This window comes from Solidesulfovibrio fructosivorans JJ] (assembly GCF_000179555.1).
GTDB lineage: Bacteria > Desulfobacterota > Desulfovibrionia > Desulfovibrionales > Desulfovibrionaceae > Solidesulfovibrio > Solidesulfovibrio fructosivorans.
The window spans coordinates 1-19,432 of the sequence record NZ_AECZ01000049.1; the positions used below are offsets into that span (position 1 = coordinate 1).

At 63.5% G+C, this 19,432-nt stretch carries 9 protein-coding genes; 7 read left to right on the forward strand and 2 right to left on the reverse strand.

What is annotated here, in order from left to right:
- Positions 1 to 93: 93 nt before the first annotated feature.
- Positions 94 to 1,266, reverse strand: coding sequence for an HD domain-containing protein (locus DESFRDRAFT_RS19405; RefSeq protein ID WP_005996833.1), 1,173 nt, complete (start codon positions 1,264 to 1,266; stop codon positions 94 to 96).
- A gap of 61 nt (positions 1,267 to 1,327) precedes the next feature.
- On the opposite strand from DESFRDRAFT_RS19405, the gene DESFRDRAFT_RS19410 reads away from it, so the two are divergent.
- The 3 genes from DESFRDRAFT_RS19410 to DESFRDRAFT_RS19420 all read left to right on the forward strand — a co-directional run bounded on the left by DESFRDRAFT_RS19410 (position 1,328) and on the right by DESFRDRAFT_RS19420 (position 9,701).
- Complete coding sequence (locus DESFRDRAFT_RS19410) at positions 1,328 to 2,278, forward strand: biotin--[acetyl-CoA-carboxylase] ligase (RefSeq protein ID WP_005996836.1); 951 nt, start codon at positions 1,328 to 1,330, stop codon at positions 2,276 to 2,278.
- Between the two features lie 68 nt (positions 2,279 to 2,346).
- Positions 2,347 to 6,042, forward strand: a complete 3,696-nt coding sequence (locus DESFRDRAFT_RS19415; RefSeq protein ID WP_005996838.1) for a pyruvate carboxylase — start codon at positions 2,347 to 2,349, stop codon at positions 6,040 to 6,042.
- A gap of 74 nt (positions 6,043 to 6,116) precedes the next feature.
- Positions 6,117 to 9,701, forward strand: coding sequence for a PEP/pyruvate-binding domain-containing protein (locus tag DESFRDRAFT_RS19420; RefSeq protein ID WP_005996840.1), 3,585 nt, complete (start codon positions 6,117 to 6,119; stop codon positions 9,699 to 9,701).
- Between the two features lie 320 nt (positions 9,702 to 10,021).
- On the opposite strand, the gene DESFRDRAFT_RS19425 is transcribed toward DESFRDRAFT_RS19420, so the two are convergent.
- On the reverse strand, positions 10,022 to 11,320 hold the full coding sequence (locus tag DESFRDRAFT_RS19425) for a M23 family metallopeptidase (RefSeq protein WP_005996842.1): 1,299 nt from the start codon (positions 11,318 to 11,320) through the stop codon (positions 10,022 to 10,024).
- A gap of 147 nt (positions 11,321 to 11,467) precedes the next feature.
- Between DESFRDRAFT_RS19425 and DESFRDRAFT_RS19430 the strand changes: the two genes are divergently transcribed.
- The 4 genes from DESFRDRAFT_RS19430 (at position 11,468) to DESFRDRAFT_RS19445 (ending at position 19,387) form a co-directional block, all read left to right on the forward strand.
- Entirely contained in the window at positions 11,468 to 13,816 is a 2,349-nt protein-coding gene (locus DESFRDRAFT_RS19430; RefSeq protein WP_005996845.1) for a mechanosensitive ion channel domain-containing protein, read from the forward strand.
- On the forward strand, positions 13,816 to 14,931 hold the full coding sequence (locus DESFRDRAFT_RS19435) for a transporter substrate-binding domain-containing protein (protein WP_005996848.1): 1,116 nt from the start codon (positions 13,816 to 13,818) through the stop codon (positions 14,929 to 14,931). Before DESFRDRAFT_RS19430 ends, DESFRDRAFT_RS19435 begins: the two co-directional genes overlap by 1 nt.
- 159 nt (positions 14,932 to 15,090) lie before the next feature.
- Complete coding sequence (locus DESFRDRAFT_RS19440; RefSeq protein WP_005996850.1) at positions 15,091 to 16,311, forward strand: efflux RND transporter periplasmic adaptor subunit; 1,221 nt, start codon at positions 15,091 to 15,093, stop codon at positions 16,309 to 16,311.
- Position 16,312: 1 nt separating this feature from the next.
- Positions 16,313 to 19,387: an efflux RND transporter permease subunit gene (locus tag DESFRDRAFT_RS19445; protein ID WP_005996852.1), complete on the forward strand. Its 3,075-nt coding sequence runs from the start codon at positions 16,313 to 16,315 to the stop codon at positions 19,385 to 19,387.
- Positions 19,388 to 19,432 lie beyond the last annotated feature (45 nt).

Here is a 19,432-nt window from a genome sequence, read left to right on the forward strand (position 1 = left end):
CTGCACGCAGCCCTCGCGTTTTTTATGGCGAAGAACCCCACTGTCACTTTGAAAGTTTTCGGGAGGGGAGAGCGCGAGAGGGGGATCCCTTTTTTAAAAGGGGTCCCCCTCTCGCATTTCTTCTTCCGACGCCTCTTGTTCGCGTTGCCGGTCCAACTCGGCCAGCTTCTGGCAGCGCAGCTTGCGCAGTTTTTCGCCGGACACCGGGCCGCGCATGCGCTGTTTGCCGGGCAGGTGCACGGACAGCATGAGCCGCAGGTCCCGCTTGGCCAGCGGCCAGACGTCCGCGCCGCAGTCGGCGGTCACGAGCTCGAAGAGCGGCTCCACCAGTTCGTGCTTGTGCAGCCACGCGAGCATATCCACCCGGGTGGCGGCCCGAAGTTCCCCGTAGCGCGCCGCCTTCATGTGGAGCCGCGCCGCCGCGACCCCCGCCTCGCGCACCCGGTTGGGGAGCTTGAGGCGCTTGCCGAGTTCCTCGGCCACGTCGGCTCCGACGTCGTCATGGCCGTGGTGGCGCGGCCACTCGCTTTCGGGCGTGAGCGTCTTGCCCAGGTCGTGGCACACGGCCATCCAGCCGGCGATGGGCTTGCCGGCGAGCACGTCGACCAGGTCGCACAGGTGGGCGAACACGCTGCCCTCGTGGTGCTCGGGCGGTCCGGCCGGCACGTTTCGCGCGGCCTCGAGTTCCGGCATCCAGGGCAGGAGGCAGCCGGTTTCGGCCAGGAGATTGAAAAAGCGGGAGGGCTTGGCCGCATCCAGGGCCTTGCGCACTTCCTGGGCCACGCGTTCGGCGAAAATGTCATCAAGCGCCCCGCAGGCGGCTACGGCCCGCATCTGGGCGATGAGCTCCGGGTGGGCCGTGAAATCGGGCAGCGATGCCGCGAACCGGGCCGCCCGGTAGACGCGTAGCGGATCGTCGAACATGGACATCTCGCCGCAGGGACGCAAAATCCGGTCGCGCAGGTCGGACAGGGCCAGGGGATGGAAATGCAGCCGGCCGGCGATATGGCGCGAATCGCCCATGGCGATGGCGTTTATGGTCAGGTCGCGGGCGAGCAGGTCCTCGTTGATATCCCCGCCGCGCGGCCAGGCGTACTGGGCGCTGCCGAGCATGAAAACCGGAAAGGTCTTGCCGACTTGCCGGGCTCTTCGATACCTTCGCACAAACGCCTCGGGCGTGGCGTCGACGATGAGATAATCCTGGTCCATCACAGGGCGTCCCAACAGAATGTCGCGGACCGCGCCGCCAACGAGATACCGTTTCATGCATGACTCCGGGGCGGACATTGGCCCAAAAATCCTGAAAAATCCAGGGGGCGAAGTCTCCATGTCGCAAAACCCCTTCGCGGGCGGGGGCGTCTGGCTTTGGCGCGACGGCGCGGCGGATCTGGCCGCGCCGCTTTCCCCCGGAATTCTGGCCGGTTCCCATCCGTTGTGGGCGGCCGATGCGGCGCGGCTGGCCCCGTGGCGCGAGGTCGTCCTCGGCCCGGAACACGGCCCCGCCGCCGGCGGTTGGCTTGTGGCCGAAGGAGCCGCCGGCCAGGTTGCCGACGCCGTTTTGTGCGTGGGGCGCTGCGCCTCGAGCCTGGATGTGGCCCGGGCCTTCGCCGCGGCCGGGCTCTTGCCGCCCTTTTCCTCGGTGCTGGCCCTTTCCCAGACCAGCGGCCGGGGGCAGATGCGCCGGGACTGGGTTTCCCCGCCGGGAAACCTCTACGCCGCGCTTTCCTGGCCGGCCGACGCGGGCGCGCTCGGGAGCGCCGCGCCGGTGGTCGTCGGGGCCTGTTTGGCCGATGGGCTCTATGCCAAAGGGTTTGCGGCCAGGGTCAAATGGCCCAACGATCTTTTGGTGGATGGCGCCAAAGTGGGCGGCATATTGCTCGAAGAGCGGGGCGGGGCGGTTGTGGCCGGCATCGGGATCAATTTGTCGATCGCTCCGGATGCGGCCCTGTTACGCCGGGAGCATGCCGTTCCGGCGGCGGCGCTCGACGCTTTTGGCGAGGTCCCCGGCGCGGTTACGCTGTGGGCCGAACTTGTGAAGTCCGGGCAAACCTGCTACCTCCAGTGCGTTGCGGTATCGGGCGCGCGAGAGTTATCCCGTTTCCTGGAGGGCCGGCTCGCCTGGATGGGACGGGAAGTGCACGTGCGCGAAAACGATGCGGACGGTTTTCGGGCACGGATCGTGGGTTTGACCGAGGACGGGGGGCTTCGGTTGCGGCGCGGCGATCAGTGCCCCGGGCAGGATTTGACGCTTCACAGCGGGAGCATATCCCTCCTTTGATGCCGGCCCCCGCCGGAATAGTCACTCGTGACAATAGGACTGGTCGCCCTCTGGGGTGAGAGGACAGCATGATCGCCAAGACGTTCCTTGAAGTCCTTTCCGAAGTGGAAGGAAAAAAGATTCTCGTCGCCAACCGGGGGATTTCCGCCCGGCGGGTGCTGCGTTCCATCCGCGAACGGCTTCACGCCATTCCGGTTTTGACCGTCACCGATGTGGACATGACGTCTCCGGCCACCGCCGGCGCGCACGAACTCATCACCCTGGGCGCCGATCCCCGGGCATACCTCGACATCGACGCCATCATCAAGAAAGCCAAGGCCCACGGCGTGGTAGCCATCCACCCGGGCTGGGGCTTCGCTTCGGAAGACGAGGAATTCCCGCGCAAATGCGCCGAGGCCGGCATCATCTTCATCGGCTCCTCGGCCGAGGCCATGAAGAAGCTCGGCAACAAGGTCGAGGTGCGCAAGATCGCCATGGATCTCGGCGTCCCGGTCGTGCCCGGCTCCGAGGGTTCGGTCTCCATCCCCGAGGCCCGCGAGATCGCGGCCAAGATCGGCTTTCCCATCATGCTCAAGGCCGAGGGCGGCGGCGGCGGCCGGGGCATCTACGAAATTTACTCCGAAGCCCAGCTCGAATCCGCCTTTTCCAAGGCCTCGGCCATGGCCCAGGCCTCGTTCGGCAACCCGCGCCTGTTCGTGGAAAAGCTGCTTACGTCCGTGCGCCATATCGAAATCCAGGTGGCGGCCGACAAGCACGGCAACATCTTCGCCTTCGACGAACGCGACTGCTCCGTGCAGCGCAACCACCAGAAACTCGTCGAGATCACGCCCTCGCCCTGGCGCGGCATGACCGACGAACTGCGCCAGCGCCTCAAGGACTACGCCGAGCGCCTCGTGCGCGAGACCGGTTATTATTCCCTGGCCACGGTGGAATTTCTGGTCGATGCCGACGGCGAACCGTACCTCATCGAGGTCAACACCCGGTTGCAGGTGGAGCATGGCATCACCGAGTGTCGCTATGGCGTCGATTTGGTGGAAGAGCAGATCAATATCGCCTTCGGCGGCAAGCTGCGCTTCAATTGCGGCGATACGCGGCCGTTTCTGCACGCCATGCAGCTGCGCATCAACTGCGAGGATCCCAAACAGAACTTCACGCCCAACGCCGGGCTCATCGCCCGTTACCTGTCTCCCGGCGGCCAGGGCATCCGCCTCGATTCCTGCCTGTCCGCCGGCTACGAGTTCCCCACCCAGTACGATTCGGCCGGCGCGCTCCTGATCGCCTACGGCCGCAATTGGCCCAAGGTGGTGGCGGTCATGGAGCGGGCGCTGCGCGAGTACATCATCGGCGGGCTCAAGACCACGATTCCCTTCCACCGCCAGATTTTGAGCAACACGGAATTCGTCAAGGGCGACTTCGACACCAAGTTCATCGCCGCCAATCCCTATCTGCTCAATTACCGCGACGAAGAGCCGGAATCCCTGCGCCTGTCCTGGCTGGTGGCCGATATCTCGGCCCGGGGCTACAACCCCCACGTCATGCTCGGCAAATACCGGGGCCGCGAGGATTACCGCCTGGGCCGCTTCAGGCCCCATCTGCCCGAAGTCGATTTCCGCAAGCACGAAAGCCCCTATCCGCGCGGCGACCGCCAGGGCATCCTCGACCACGTGCGCGATTCCGGCAAGGTCCACTTCGTGGACACCACCACCCGCGACATCACCCAGTCCAACAGCGGCAACCGCTTCCGCCTGGCCGAGGACGAGCTGGTCGGGCCCTATCTCGACAACTGCGGTTTCCTCTCCCTGGAAAACGGCGGCGGCGCGCACTTCCACGTGGCCATGATGGCCAACATGACCTATCCCTTCACCGAGGCGGCCCTGTGGAACCAGTTCGCGCCCAAGACCCTCAAGCAGCTGCTTATCCGCTCGACCAACGTGCTCGGCTACAAGCCCCAGCCGCGCAACCTCATGCGGCTGACGGGCGAGATGATCTGCGAACACTACGACATCATCCGTTGCTTCGATTTTCTTAACCATATCGATAACATGTACCCATTTGCCGAGGTGGCCCTGTCGCGTCCCGGCATCATCTTCGAGCCGGCCATCTCGTTTTCCTTCGCCAAGGGCTTCGACGTGCACCATTACATGGGCGTGCTCGAGGCCATCCTGGACCAGATCGCCAAGGCCGGCGGCATGACCAAGACCAAGGCGGCGAAAAGCATCATCCTGTGCCTCAAGGACATGGCCGGCATGTGCCCGCCGCGTTTCGTGCGGAAGATGGTGAAGGCCATCCGCAAGGCCTACCCCGACTTGGTCCTCGACTACCACCGCCACTACACCGACGGCCTCTTCGTGCCGGCGGTCGGGGCGGCGGCCGAGGCCGGTTGCCACATCGTGGACACGGCCATCGGCGCTTCCGTGCGCTGGTACGGCCAGGGCGAGGTGCTTTCCACCGCGGCCTACATCGAGGAGGACCTCGGCGTGCCCGTGTCCCTGACCAGGGACAACAAGGACATGATCCGGGCCGCCAACTTCGTCCTCAAGCAGATCATGCCCTACTACGACCGCTACACCGCCCCGTACTTCCAGGGCATCGACTACGACGTGGTCGAACACGCCATGCCCGGCGGCGCCACCTCCTCCTCCCAGGAAGGGGCCATGAAGCAGGGTTATATCCATCTGCTTCCCTATATGCTCAAGTTCCTGGCCGGCACGCGCAAGATCGTGCGCTACCACGACGTCACCCCCGGTTCCCAGATCACCTGGAACACGGCGTTTCTGGCCGTGACCAGCGCCTACAAGGCCGGCGGCGAACGGGCGGTCAAGGACATGCTCGAGGTGCTCGAGTCCGTGGCCGAAACCCCGGACGAATGCCTGACCCAGGCCGCCCGGCACGACCGGCTGCTGCTCTACGCCAACTGCAACGACGCCTTCCGCAACCTGCTGCTCGGCAAATTCGGCAAGATGCCTCTTGGCTTCCCGCCCGACTGGGTCTACGAAAGCGCTTTCGGCGCGGATTGGAAGAAGGCCATCGCCGAGCGCACCGAGGAGTCGCCCCTGGACGCCCTGGGCGAAGTCGACATGGACGCGGAACGGGCGGCGCTCACCGGTCAGATCGGCCGCGAACCCACGGACGAGGAATTCGTGCTCTACCTGAACCACCCGGGCGATGCCCTCAAGACGATCGAATTTCGCAAGAAATTCGGCGATCCGAACAAGCTTCCCCTGGATGTCTGGTTCGAAGGGCTGGAGCAGGGCGAGGAGCTTTTATTTAGCGACACCCAGGGCAAGCCCCACCACATGTCCATCCTCAACATCTCGCGTCCCGATGAAACCGGCGCCGCCACCGTGCGCTACTCCCTTGATTCGGAAATCCTGAGCCACCGCGTGTCGGTGGCCGCGCCCCAGGGCGGGGCCGCGCCCAAGGTGGAGATGGCCGACCCGAACAATCCCTACCATGTGGGCGCGCCGGTCTCCGGCGACCTGTGGGTCATGCAGGTCAGCCCTAACGACTACGTCAAGGCCGGGGAAGAGCTCTTCAATATCTCGGTCATGAAGCAGGAAAAATCCGTGGCCGCCCCTCTGGACGCCACGGTCAAGCGGGTGCTTAAAAGCGCTGATTACGCCAACGACCGCAAGATGGTTCCCGTCAGGGAAGGCGAGTTGCTGGTGGAACTGGGGCCCGTCACCAAGGACTGCCCGTCCTGCCGGCAGCCCCTGCCTGACGACCGCTTCAAGTTCTGCCCCAATTGCGGCCAGGCTGTGTGATCGCTGCCAGGAACATGTTGACGGCGGCCGGCTCGGACCGGCTCGCCGAGCCGGAAGATATTAAGGAGGGGAGAATGGCCAAGACCAAAGCCAAAGACCAACCGCGCCAGGACGACGCAACGTCCGCCAAAAAGGAAGGCGCGGCCATCGATACCGCCACGCAGATCATCCTCACCGGTGCCGACATCGTCGGCATGGGCGAGGATGCCGAGATTCTCGTCGGCGGCAAGAACTACAATACCGCGCTCATAAGCCAGATCGGAGGCATTCGCGCGCCCCAGTTTCGGGCCGTGTCCTCCGTGGCCTTCCACCGCGTGCTCGACGAGACGCGGGTCAATGCGGCGCTCATCCGCGAGATGGTCAATGAAGGCTACCGTCGCGTCAATTGGAACGACGAGGAAGTCAACAGCGATCCGGAATATATGAAGAACCTCGTACGCGATCTGGCTGACGAGGTCAGGGCCAAGCTCGCCGACGCCACGGGTTCTTCCATCGTTTTGCGCACGTTTATAAACAACGTGGTCGAGGGCTTCGCCACCTCTCCCGAAGGCATCGACCAACTGCGCAAACGCTCCGTGCTCGTCCAGGTCGCCATCCTCTCCGTGGATATGCCGGCCGAGGTCCGGGAAGCCGTCTCCAACGCCTACAACGACATCTGCCGCGACGCCGGCCTCGAGGACGTGCCCGTGGCGGTGCGCTCCTCGGCCGCGGGCGAGGACAGCCGCAAGAAGGCCTTCGCCGGCCTCCAGGACACCTATCTCAACATCGTCGGCGCTTCCCACGTGGTCACGGCCTATCAGTGGGACTGCGCCTCGGCCTATAATCTGCGCTCCATGACCTACCGCCGCGAGGCCATCCTCGACGCCGTGGCCCTGGCCGAACGCACCGGCGACAACTCCATCGCCGAGACGGCCAAGCAGGAATGGGCCATCGAGAACACCTCCCTTTCCGTGTGCATCATGCGCATGATCAACCCCGTGATCTCCGGCACGGCCTTTGCCGCAGACACGGCCACCGGCTGCCGGGGCACCTCCAGAAACGACCTCGTCTCCATCGACGCCAGCTATGGCCTCGGCGAGGCCGTTGTCGGCGGCATGGTCACCCCGGACAAGCTCTACGTTTTCCAGCGTGACGACGGCTCGGAGGTCGTCATCCGCAACATGGGCTACAAGGACAAGAAGATCGTCTACGACGAGGCCGGCGGCACCAAGCTGGTCAAAGTCTCCGACGAGGAGGCCTACCGTTGGGCGCTGTCCCTGGCCCAGGCCGAGGAAGTGGCCCGGGGCGTGCGCGCCATCAGCGTCGCCTACGGCGGCTGCATCATGGACACCGAGTTTTGCATCGACCAGTCCGACCGCCTGTGGTTCGTCCAGGCCCGGCCCGAGACGCGGTGGAACGAGGAACTCGAGCGCCATCCCCACACCATCTTCATGCGCCGCATGGAAGTGGACAAAAAGGCCCTGGCCGCGGCCGAGGTCATCCTCGAAGGCAACGGCGCTTCACGCGGGGCCGGGCAGGGCATGGTCCGCTTCCTGCGTTCCGCCCTGGAACTCAACAAGATCCAGAAGGGCGACATCCTGGCCGCCGAACGCACCGACCCGGACATGGTGCCGGGCATGCGCGTGGCCTCGGCCATCCTGGCCGACGCCGGCGGCGACACCAGCCACGCCGCCATCACCTCCCGCGAACTGGGCATTCCGGCTGTCATCGGCATCCAGCGCGCCGAGACCCTGCGTTCCCTCGACGGCCAGTACGTCACCGTCGATGGCTCGCGCGGCTGCGTCTACCGGGGGCTTTTGCCCCTGGAGGAAGTCGGCGGCGAGATGGACATCGCCAAGCTGCCGACCACCAAGACCAAGGTCGGGCTGATTCTGGCCGACGTGGGACAGGCGCTGTTCCTGTCGCGGCTGCGCAACGTGCCCGATTTCGAAGTCGGCTTGCTGCGCGCCGAATTCATGCTCGGCAACATCGGCGTCCATCCCCAGGCCCTCGAAGCCTATGACAACGGCACCCTGCCGGCATTGATCGAGAGCAAGCTCAAGGACTTCGACGCCAAGCTGACCAAAATCGTGCGCGAACAGATGGCCGCTGGCTACATCAATGTCGAGATCAAGCTTCGCAGCTACGTCGGGCTCATCACCGGCCTGGCGACAGAGCTTGACGCCCTGGCCGACCATGCCGGCGCCCGGGGCACGGACGAGGTCATGGCCGTGCACCGCCGCATCCGCGAACTGGAGAAAAAGCTCGACCACCACCTGGAAGAGGTCACCCGCCGCCTGGATCTGCTCAAGACCTCCTCCGACCTCGCCACCCACGTGGCCATCGTGCTCGGCTACTGGGACGAGCTCCAGGAAAAGGCTGTGGATCCCGACGCGGTCAAACGCCGTTACGAGATCAAGGCCCATATCGAAGATCGCGTGGCCGCCGTGGCCGAAGAGCCCATCATCAAGGACACCCTGGCCAAGATCAGGGCCATGCGCCAGGAAGTGGCGCGCCAGGTCGGCATCAAGGGCGAGATCGACGACCTCAATGGGCTTCTGGCCAAAATTCGCAAGCAGCTCTTCTCCCGGGGTTTCCGCAGCGGCAAGGAACTCTACGTCCAGACCCTGTCCCAAGGCTTGGGGCTTTTCGCCATGGCTTTCCACGGCAAGCCCATCCTCTACCGGACCACCGACTTCAAATCCAACGAGTACAGAAACCTGCTCGGCGGCAATCTGTTCGAGACCGTCGAGGACAACCCCATGCTCGGCTACCGGGGCGTGTCGCGCAACATCCACGACTGGGAGATCGAGTCGTTCAAGCTTGCCCGCGGCATCTTCGGCGGCAAGAACCTGCACATCATGCTGCCCTTCGTGCGCACCGTGGAGGAGGCTACCTCCATGAAGCGCTACCTGGAGCGGGTGCACAATCTCCACTCCGGCGACGACGGGCTCAAGATGTTCATCATGTCCGAGATCCCGAGCAACGCCATCCTGGCCAAGCAGTACATCCAGGAGTTCGACGGCTTCTCCATCGGCTCCAATGACATGACCCAGATGGTGCTCGGCACCGACCGCGACAATCCGGCCCTGCGCCACATCTACGACGAGGAGGACCCGGCCGTTGTCTGGGCGCTTCTGGTCACCATCTTCGCCGGCCAGAAGTACGGCAAGAAGGTGGGCTTTTGCGGCCAGGGCGTGTCCAACAGCGTCATCCTGCGCGGCCTCGTCGCCATCGCCGGCATCGTGTGCGCCTCGGTCGTGCCCGACACCTACTACCGCACCAAGTTCGACATGGCCCACGTGGAGTCCGAGGACATCCCGGTCAGCCGCCTCGGCGAATGGCTGGCCGCCCAGCACTTGGAACGCCTCAAGGCCGTTTTGATCGAGAACAAATACGAGCACATCGTCAAGAAGTACGATACCGCCGCGGACATCAAGGACTGGTACGACGGCGAAATGACCCGGCTCGCCGAACAGCTGCGCGAGAATCTGGAAAGCGCCAAGGCCCATTTCTACCACCAGGAACTGGAGAGCTTCCGGCGTCTGTTCCACAAGCCGGTGCTCTACGCCACCTGGGATTGGTCCGGCACCGTCTTCGACGCCATGCGTCAGGCCGGCTTCGACTCCTACAAGGAGCAGGCCGAGGCCCTGGCCGCCCAGCGCGCCAAGAAGTGGTAGGGTAGAGTAGGGTATAGGGTAGGAAGAGAAGAGGGGGGATGCCTCCGGCGGCCAGGGGGAAACTTTTTGAAAAAAGTTTCCCCCTGGACCCCCTTCAAAAACTTATAACGGGGTTTTATTTAAAATTCCCCGAATGGCTGAGAGAAGCAGATATGCTTCTTTTCGGCGACCATCATGAAAGAGGCCGTCCGGTTTTCACCGGACGGCCTCTTTGACGATGATCCCTACAAGGTAAAAGATTTAGGAAGGGGAGAGCGCAAGAGGGGAGAACCCTTTTTAAAGGGTTTCCCCTCTCGCACTGTTCTCGTATTCCTTGATCATTACATCTTGTTGAGAATGTTATCGTCGATCCAGTGCTGGTCCCACCATTCGACAGGGGAGGTGGGGTGTCCGAAGACCAGCACGCCGAAGTGCAGGTGGTCGCCGCCGGCGAGGCCCGTGGCCCCGGTTTTGGCGATGATCTGGCCCTTTTTGACTTCCTGCCCGTCCTTGACGTCGATTTCCCGCAGGTGGGCGTAAAGGGTCTGGAGTCCCAGGCCGTGGTCGATGATGACGGCGTTGCCGTAGATGCCGAAGAAGCCGGTGAAGACGACCTTGCCGCTGTTGGCCGCCGGCACCGGCGCGGCTTCCAGGGAGGCCAGGTCCACGCCCAGGTGGGTTTCCTGATCGATTTCCTTGCCGTTGTAATAGTAGGTCCGGTGGTCGCCGAAACCGGCTTTGGGCGCGGCATTGGGCAGGCGCAGGAAGGCCTTTTTATCCCAGAGCATGGTCGGGGCCGTTGCCATGGCCAGGTCGTGCAGCTTGGCCCGGTTTTTCTTGCGCAGTTCCTTGTTGACCCGCAGGTAGATCTCGAGATTGTCGCGGGTGTCGGTGATGATATTGTAATACTGGGGCATCTTGGAATCGAGAAAGTTGTCAGAGATATTGATTCTGTCCTGGCGGAATTTGCGGGGAATGGCCTGGTAGCGGAACGTGGCGTAGGCGGTGTTGCCGGCCTTGTCCACGGCTTTGACCCTGGGCACGAAGTCCTTGGGGTCCATGTTGTAGGGAAAGACGAACAGCCCGAAATATTTTCCGTTTTCCTGTTTGAAGGCCGGGAAGAAGTCGTCGCCGACCACCACACCGGCGCTTTCGGGCTCTTCGCTCAGCTGAAAGGACACCGCGCCCACGCCGCCCTGGCGCACGTTGTGGGCGAGGCTTAGCACGTCGATGCGCGGCGGAATGGTGTCCAGGGTGGCATTCTTGGTCAGCTTGACCGTATTGCCGGCGCCGAAGTTGGCCAGGGAGCGGTCGGTGGCCGTGGCCAAGAGGGTAAACGGTCCGTCATGCAGGCCGGCCGGCTCCAGGGTGAATTTTTCCTCCGCCGCTTTGACGGGCATGGTGTAGGCTTTGTCGAGCAGGGTGATCTGTTTGTCGCCCTGGGTCACGACGACCTTGGCGTTTTTGAGTCCCGCCCCGGCGTCCTTGAGCGTCAGGGTGAATTCCCGTTTGGGCGCGGCCACCGCGCTGTCCGGGGATAGCGCGATTTCGGGCTTGACGGTGTCGGTCAGGAAAAAATACCAGGCCGCGCCGGCGGCCAGAGCCAGAATCAAAAAAAAGACAAAAACGAGTTTCTTCATGCTTGCTCCCTCACGTGGGTCGACCGCTTCATACCGGCCGGGCTTGGAAGGCGCAACCCCGCCTCAGGTCGAAAGGGACTTGCCCCAAAGGGCTGTTGCGGGCTACTGCCTTGGTATGCCTGCAAATGGTCGGTCCCAGGAGCCCTTATGAACGCCTTGCGCTTGTTGTGCCTGACGGTCTGCTGCCTGTGCGGCCTGGCCCTGTCGTGGGGGCCGGGCCCCGCTTTGGCCGGCCAAGGGGATACGGCGCTTTGGCGGTCCATCACGGAAGGGGTGCGCCAAAGTCTCGCCCTGAAAAGCCGGGAACTTGCGCAGATCCAGGCGGAATTGCCGGCGGCCAAGGCGGCTCTGGCCCAGACCCTGGGGCAGGAAAGCAGCCGGCTCGACCAGGTGCTGCTGCTGCGCGGGGTGGCCGGGGACACGCCCTGGGCCAGCCGCACGCTCATGATGCAGCTGCGCGAAATCGACAATGCCGTGGATGTGGCCAGCGGCTCCCTGGAGGATATGCACGACAGGCTGGCCCGCACCAAGGAGGAATACGCCACCCTGCGCCAGATACGGCAGCAGAACGCCAGCCGGGAATACACCGATCTCGTGAGCGAGGAACTGGCCGGTCCCGGGCGGGATTTCCGGGAACTCAAGGACCAGGTGGACACGGTCAAGGCGGACGTGGACGCCGCCTTGGCCCAGGCGACGAGCCTGAAAAAGGATGTCCGCGAGGCCAGGAAAAACGAGATCGAACGCTTTGTTCGCGTCTTTGGCGAGACCTATTTCGCTTCTTCCGGTTCGCTGCTCCGCCTGGCCAACCTGCGCGGCGCCATGGACGATCTGCGCCAATGGGTCGATACCGCGCCGCGTTTTTGGGGGCCCATCCTGGCCTGGACCGATTGGGGCCGGTTTTGCCTGACCGGGCTTTTCGGCTTCGCGGCCTTTTGGGCGGTGATCACCCTGGCCCGGCGGCATTGGCCGGCTGTCGGCGGGTTTTCCCGGGCCGGGCTTTTCTGGCTCGCCGTCGGTCTGGGGCTGGGGCTGGCCCGTCATACGGTCCTTTTCGCCGGCAACCAGTTCACGTCCCTGCCCTGGGTGCTGGCGACCTGCTGGGGGCTTGTGCTGCTTATGCCGCATGGGCCGTTACTGTCCGTGCTTTTCGGTTGTTTCACGGCCGCCGCCTGCATGGACGTCCTCAATATGCCGGCCAGCACCATCGGCATCGTCTGGCCGGCGGTGGCCGCAACCGCCGTCATGCGGCTGCGCCGCGCCGGGACCGCCGGACCCTCGATCGTCGGGTTCCTTGCCGCCACGGCGGTCGCCGGGATTTTCGGCTTCGGCCCCCAGGCGACCGCCTTGACCGAGGCGCTTTTCATGCTGCTTTTGGCCCTTGGGCTCACGGCGGCCATCCAACGCCGCCTGGACGGGCTGGCCGCCGGGCGCAAGCATTCCCTGGCCGGTCTGGCCTCGCCGCTGGCCGTGACGCTGATGGCCACGCTGTATGTGGTCTGGGTGCTGGTCTTCATGGGCGGTCCGGGGCTTATGGACCGCGTTTTTGGCCTGCGCCTTTCCATCGGCAAGGCGACCTTTTCCCTGGACGCGTTGCCCACGCTGTTCGTGGTGTTTTTCCTGTTGCGCCTGATGCAGGCCTGGTTTGCCCAGTTGCTCGCCCTCGTGCGGCTTCGCGGCCGGACCGTGGAACCGGCCCTGGCCCACACCGTGGGCGCGGTCTTTTCCTATCTGACCTGGACGCTTTTCGTGCTGTTCGCCCTGCATCTTTTCGCCGTGCCGCTCGGGGCGCTGACCTGGATCGCCAGCGGCCTGTCGGTGGGCATCGGCTTCGGCCTCAAGGACATCGTCAACAACTTCGTCAGCGGCCTGATCATCATGTTCGGCGGGGCGGTCAAGAAAGGGGACATCATCCAGCAAGGGAAAAATTTCGGCGAAGTGGTGGATTTGTCGGTGCGCAACACCATCATGCGCACCCTGGACAACACCACGGTCATCATCCCCAATTCGAGCTTTTTGCGCGGCGAGATCGTCAATATGACCTATCAGGACGCTTCCATGCGCCTGACGATTCCGGTGACGGTCGCGCCCGGCACCAAACTCAAGAAGGTGCGCAAAATTCTGCTCACCGCGGCGAAGAACCATCCCGACGTATTGAAGAAGCCGTCGCCGGAGGTGGCGATGGTCGCCTTCGCCCGTTTCGGCCTCCAGTTCGAGCTGTATGTCTGGATCGACAACTTCATGAAGAAATTCCAGGTGCAGTCGGAACTGACCACGACCATCGACCAGGAGTTCCAGGACAACAAGATCATGTTGGCCTTCCAGGGCGTGAAGGTGAAGTACAAGCCCAAGGGAACGGAGGCCATGCAGCTCGAGGCCATGCGCGAGGAGTTGCGGCGCAAGCGCTCGGGAACCCTCAAACGTTCGCGCGTGTTGCGCCGGGTGCATGCCAGGAGACGCTGGCCGGCGCCCGCCGCGGCCCGGTCCGGGGAGGAGTGATGTCGCGCCGCCCGTTGTTGACGGCTCTGTTGGTTTTGGTTTGCCTGTGCGGCGTGCCGTGGCCGTCCGCCTGGGCTCGCAAGGGCCCGGCCGTCCCGCCGCCCAAGGTGGTCACCATCGGCGTGGTCGAGGCGCCGCCTTTCGTCATAAAGGACGAGCATGGCCATTTTGTCGGCATCGCCATGGACCTGTGGCGCGACGTGGCCCGGGACCTGGGCCTCGAATGGAAGGAGCGCGAGTACGATTTGGAGGGGCTGCTTGCGGGCTTGGAGAAAGGCACGGTGGACGTCGGGGTCTCGGCGCTGTCCATCACGCCCGATCGCGAAGCGGTCATGGATTTCTCCCAGCCGTTTTACTACACCGGCCTCGGCATTGCCGTGCCGGCCAAGGAGCGCGTCGGGATCGTCCGCCATATGCTGCGCACCTTGTTTTCGTCGCATGTGCTTTTCTATATCCTTTCACTCCTGGCTTTGCTGCTGGCCGTGGGCACCCTCGTCTGGGCCATTGAGCGCAAGCGCAATCCCGGGAATTTCCGGCCGGGCAAGCGGGGCATAGGCGACGGGTTGTGGTGGTCGGCCGTCACCATGACCTCGGTGGGTTATGGCGACTCCACGCCGAAAACGCTGTTCGGCCGCGCCGTGGCCCTGATCTGGATGTTCGCCTCGGTCGCCTTGCTCGCCTCGTTTACCGCCGGCATCACCACCTCGCTGACCGTGGCCTCCATGAATATCGGCCAGGTGCACGACCAGGACGACCTGCACAAGGTCCGCACCGGCGTCATGCGCGACTCCTCGGGCCAGACCGAGCTTACGGCCGCCCACATCGGCGTGGTGCCTTACGAGACGGCCACGCTGGGGCTCAAGGCGCTCGCGGCCGGTTCCATCGACGCGTTCGTTTTCGACGAGCCCATGCTCCATTATTACGCGCTCAAGGATTTTCCCGGAAGGATCAAGATATTGCCGGGCTTTTTCGATCCCCAGCTCTACGGATTCGCCTTTCCCCGGCAATCCCCTTTGCGCAAGACCGTCAATGTGGCCATGCTGCGCCGGATGGAAGACCGTGAGTATCGGATGAAGGTTTTCGGCTCTTACCTGGGCAAGGGCGCGGTGCATTAGGACGATTTCAATGCGGCAATACGGCGACGGAACCTGTTCACGCCTTGACTTTATGGCTTTAATGTTGGAAAAAACACTACTTTCCGGCTAAAGACAGAGTCGTAGCGCCTAGCCGTTTTCGCAGGCATGGGTGCGTATTAAAGAGAGGAGATCGCATTCATGCCTGTCGCATCCCCGCGCATCGCTTTCCGGCGGACGCCCGCGTATTTTTTTCTCATCGTATTGGCGCTGACTGTCGCCGCCGTGCTGTCGGGCTGCGACCGGAAAAAGCCCCAGGCCGAAGCCCCGACCCCGGTCGAGGTCACGGTGGTCGAAGCCAAGGCCACCACCGCGCCGCTGGCCGTGGACGGCATCGGCCATGTCTACGCCCTGCGCACCGTCAATGTCCGCAGCCAGGTTTCGGGCGTGCTCAAGGAAACGTATTTTTCCGAAGGGGATCTGGTCAAGGAAGGCCAGCCCCTGATTTTGATCGACCCCGCCCCCTACAAGGCCCAGCTCGACGAGGCCGTGAGCACCCTGGCCCGCGACCGGGCCACCGCCGCCCAGGCCAGGCGGGACTGGCTGCGCTACAAGGATCTCGTGGCCCAGGCCGTCATCAGCCAGGACGATTACGAACAGAAGCGCACCGCCTACCAGCAGGACCTGGAGCAGGTCCGTGTGGACGAGGCGTCCGTGCAAAACGCCAAGGTCAACCTCGGCTACTGCTATATCAACGCCCCTTGCACGGGCGTGGCCGGCCTGCAGCAGTACAAGACCGGCAACCTGATCAAGTCCGAGGACTACATCATCGTCACCATCAACCAGATCGAGCCGATAAACGTCCAATTCTCCGTGGCCGAAAAATACCTGCCCGACATCCGCAAGTATGCGGCCAAAGGCTCGCTGGTCGTGGAGGCGAGTCCTCCCACCCATCCGGAGCTGGTGGCCAAGGGCAAGCTCACGGTCATCAACAACACCGTGGACGTGAATTCCGGCACCATCACCTTGCAGGGAGAGTTTCCCAACACGGACAGACTGTTGTGGCCGGGGCAGTTCGTCAACGCCTCGGTCGTCCTGGCCGATACGGCCGATACCATCCTGCTGCCCTCGAGCGCCCTGGTCGAAACCCAGGACGGCTCGTCGGTCTTCATCGCCAAGCCCGACAACACGGTGGAGATGCGCCCCATCACCGTCGGCCGCAAGATCGGCCCGGATACGGTGATCGAAAAGGGCGTGTCCGTGGGCGACAAGGTCATCACGTCGGGCCAGATCAAGCTTTTCCCCGGCGTTCCGGTCAAGATCGTCAGCGCGCAGACCTACAAGGAGGGCCCGGTCACCCCCGCCGCCGTTGCGAACAGGGATAAAAAGACCGGCGCGTCCAAGGAAGGCCAGGGGAACTAAAATGACCGACCTTTTCATCAAGCGGCCGGTCGCGACCACCCTGGTGATGGCCGCGCTGATCTTTTTCGGCGTGGTGTCCTACTTCTCGCTGCCGATCAGCGAGATGCCGAGCATCGACTTCCCCACCATCCAGGTGACGGCGAGCCTTCCCGGCGCCGATCCCCAGACCATGGCCTCGGCCGTGGCCACCCCCCTGGAGCGGCAGTTCACCTCCATCTCGGGCTTGCAGTCCATGAGCTCGAGTAATTCGCTCGGCACCACCACCATCACGCTCCAGTTCGACCTGTCGCGCAATATCGACGGCGCCGGCACCGACGTTTTGACCTACATCAACGCCGCTCAGGGCAGCCTGCCCAACAACATGCCGAGCCCCCCGACCTTCCAGAAGGTCAACCCGGCCGACATGCCCATCATTTACATCCGCGTTTCGAGCGACACCATGCCGCTGTACCGCGTGACCAACTACGCCAAGGTCTACATCGCCCAGCGCATTTCCATGATCAACGGCGTGGCCCAGGTGGCCGTCTACGGCGACCAGACCTATTCCCCACGCGTGCAGGTCAATCCGGACAAGCTGGCGGCGCTCGGCATCGGCGTGGACGAAGTGGCCAACGCCTTCAACAACGAGACCGTGCTCCAGCCGACAGGCTCCCTCTACGGCATCGACAAGCTTTTCACCATCAAGGCCCAGGGCCAGCTCACCAGCGCCACGGCCTACAACCGCCAGATCATCGCCTACAGGAACGGCAGCCCCGTGCGCCTCCAGGACGTGGGCCGGGCCATCAATTCCACGATAAACGACAAGATGGCGGCCTTTTTCGACCAGCAGCAGGGCATCGTCATCGCGGTCAAGCGCGCGGCCGGCACCAACACCATCCAGCTCGTGGACGCCATCCGGGCCATGATGCCGGGCATCGAGGCCACGCTGCCGCCCTCGGTCAAGCTGGAATTCCTCTACGACCGCTCGACCTCCATCAAGGCCGCCATCGACGACGTCGAATTCACGCTGCTCATTTCCATCATCCTCGTCGTCATCGTCGTCTACCTCTTTCTCAACAACCTTCCCGCCACCATCATCGCCGGCCTGGCCCTGCCCACGGCCCTTATCGGCACACTCTCGCTCATGGTGGCCTTCAACTTCTCCATCGACAACCTCTCGGCCATGGCCATCATTTTGGCCGTCGGCTTCGTGGTGGATGACGCCATCGTCATGATCGAAAACGTGGTGCGCCACACCGAGATGGGCAAAAAGATCATGCAGGCGTCCCTGGACGGGGCGCGCCAGATCGGCTTCACCATCGTGTCCATGACCTTGTCCCTGGTGGCGGTCTTTATCCCCATCATGTTCATGGCCGGCATCCTGGGCCGGGTGCTCAACGAGATGGCCGTGACCATCACGCTGTGCATTCTCGTCTCCGGCTTCGTCACCTTGTCCCTGACCCCCATGCTGTGCAGCCGGTTCCTGTCGGGCAAGATTTCCGAATCCGGGCGGCTTTTCAAATGGGTCGAGCGGGGCTACGAGAAATCCCTGCATTTCGCCCTGCGCTGGCGCTTTTTCGTCATGCTTTTGTCCATGGGGCTGCTCGTCCTCACGCTGTGGCTTTTCACCGTCATTCCCACGGGATTCATTCCGGCCACGGACTCGGGCATCTTCTACGCCTTCGGCATGGCCGAGCAGAGCGCCTCCTTCGAAACCATGAAGGAGCGGGTGCTCAAGGTCGGCCGCGTCTTCATGTCCGACCCGGACGTGTTCAAGTTCATCGGCGTGGTCGGCGTGGGCGGCCCCAACACCTCCATGAACAACGCCGCCATGTTTCCGCTGCTTACGCCCATGGACAAGCGCAAACGCAGCGCCCAGGAGATCATCGACTCCCTGCGGCCCAAGGTGGCGAAGGTTCCGGACCTTTTCGTCTTCATGTACAATCCGCCTTCCATCCAGATCGGCGGCAAGCAGACCAAGGCCCTCTACCAGTTCACACTGCTGTCCCCCGATCCGGACGAGCTCTATCCCGTGGCCCGCAAGATGGCCGGGACGATGCGCAAGCTGCCCGAGATCGCCGACGTCAATACGGACATGCAAAACGACGGGCCCCAGGTCTTCATCGACATCGACCGGGACAAGGCCCAGGCCCTCGGCATCTCCACCGCCTCCATCGAAACGGCGCTCATGACCGCCTACGCCGCCCGCCAGGTGACCAACCTCTACGGCTCCACGGACACCTACAAGGTCATCGTGGAAGTGCAGCCCGAGTACCAGCGCCGGCCGGACCTGCTCAACAAGCTCTACGTCAAATCCAGCAACGTGGACGGCAACGGCAATCCCATCATGGTGCCGTTAAACGGCCTGGTCAAAATGCACGAGGGCGTGGGACCGCTCGTGGTCAACCACACCGGCCAGCTCACTTCGGTGACCATCTCGTTTAACACCGCCGGCAAGTATTCCCTGGGCGAGGCCGTCACCGCCATCCAGGGCTTGGCCAAAAAGGAGCTGCCGAGCAACATCAGCTACATCTTCGAAGGCCAGGCCACGGCCTTCAACGAATCCCTGGCCAGCGTCCCGTTCCTGCTGTTTTTGGCCATCGTGGTCATCTACCTCATTCTCGGCATCCTTTACGAAAGCTTCATCCACCCCATCACCATCCTGTCCGGCCTGCCTTCGGCGGCCCTTGGCGGTCTGGTCACGCTCATGGTCTTCGGCCGCCAGCTCGACCTGTACGGCTTCATCGGCATCATCATGCTGATCGGCATCGTGAAGAAGAACTCGATCATGGTCATCGACTTCGCCATCGAAGCCGAAAGAGAGGGCAAGACGCCTTTCGACGCCGTGTTCGAGGGCTGCATCGTGCGGTTCCGGCCGATCATGATGACCACCGTGGCCGCCATCGCCGGCATCATGCCCATTGCGCTCGGCATCGGCGCGGGCGGCGACGCGCGCCAGCCCCTGGGCCTGGTGGTGGCCGGCGGCCTGATCATCTCCCAGGTCGTCACCCTGTACCTGACGCCGGTTTTTTATACCTACATGGACCAGCTCCAGAGCTGGCTCGCCGGCGGCAGGCACGGGAAAGAGGAAGCCTAAGGCGGCAGCGGAGAGAAGCGGGGGAGGGAGGCCCCTTTTTGAAAA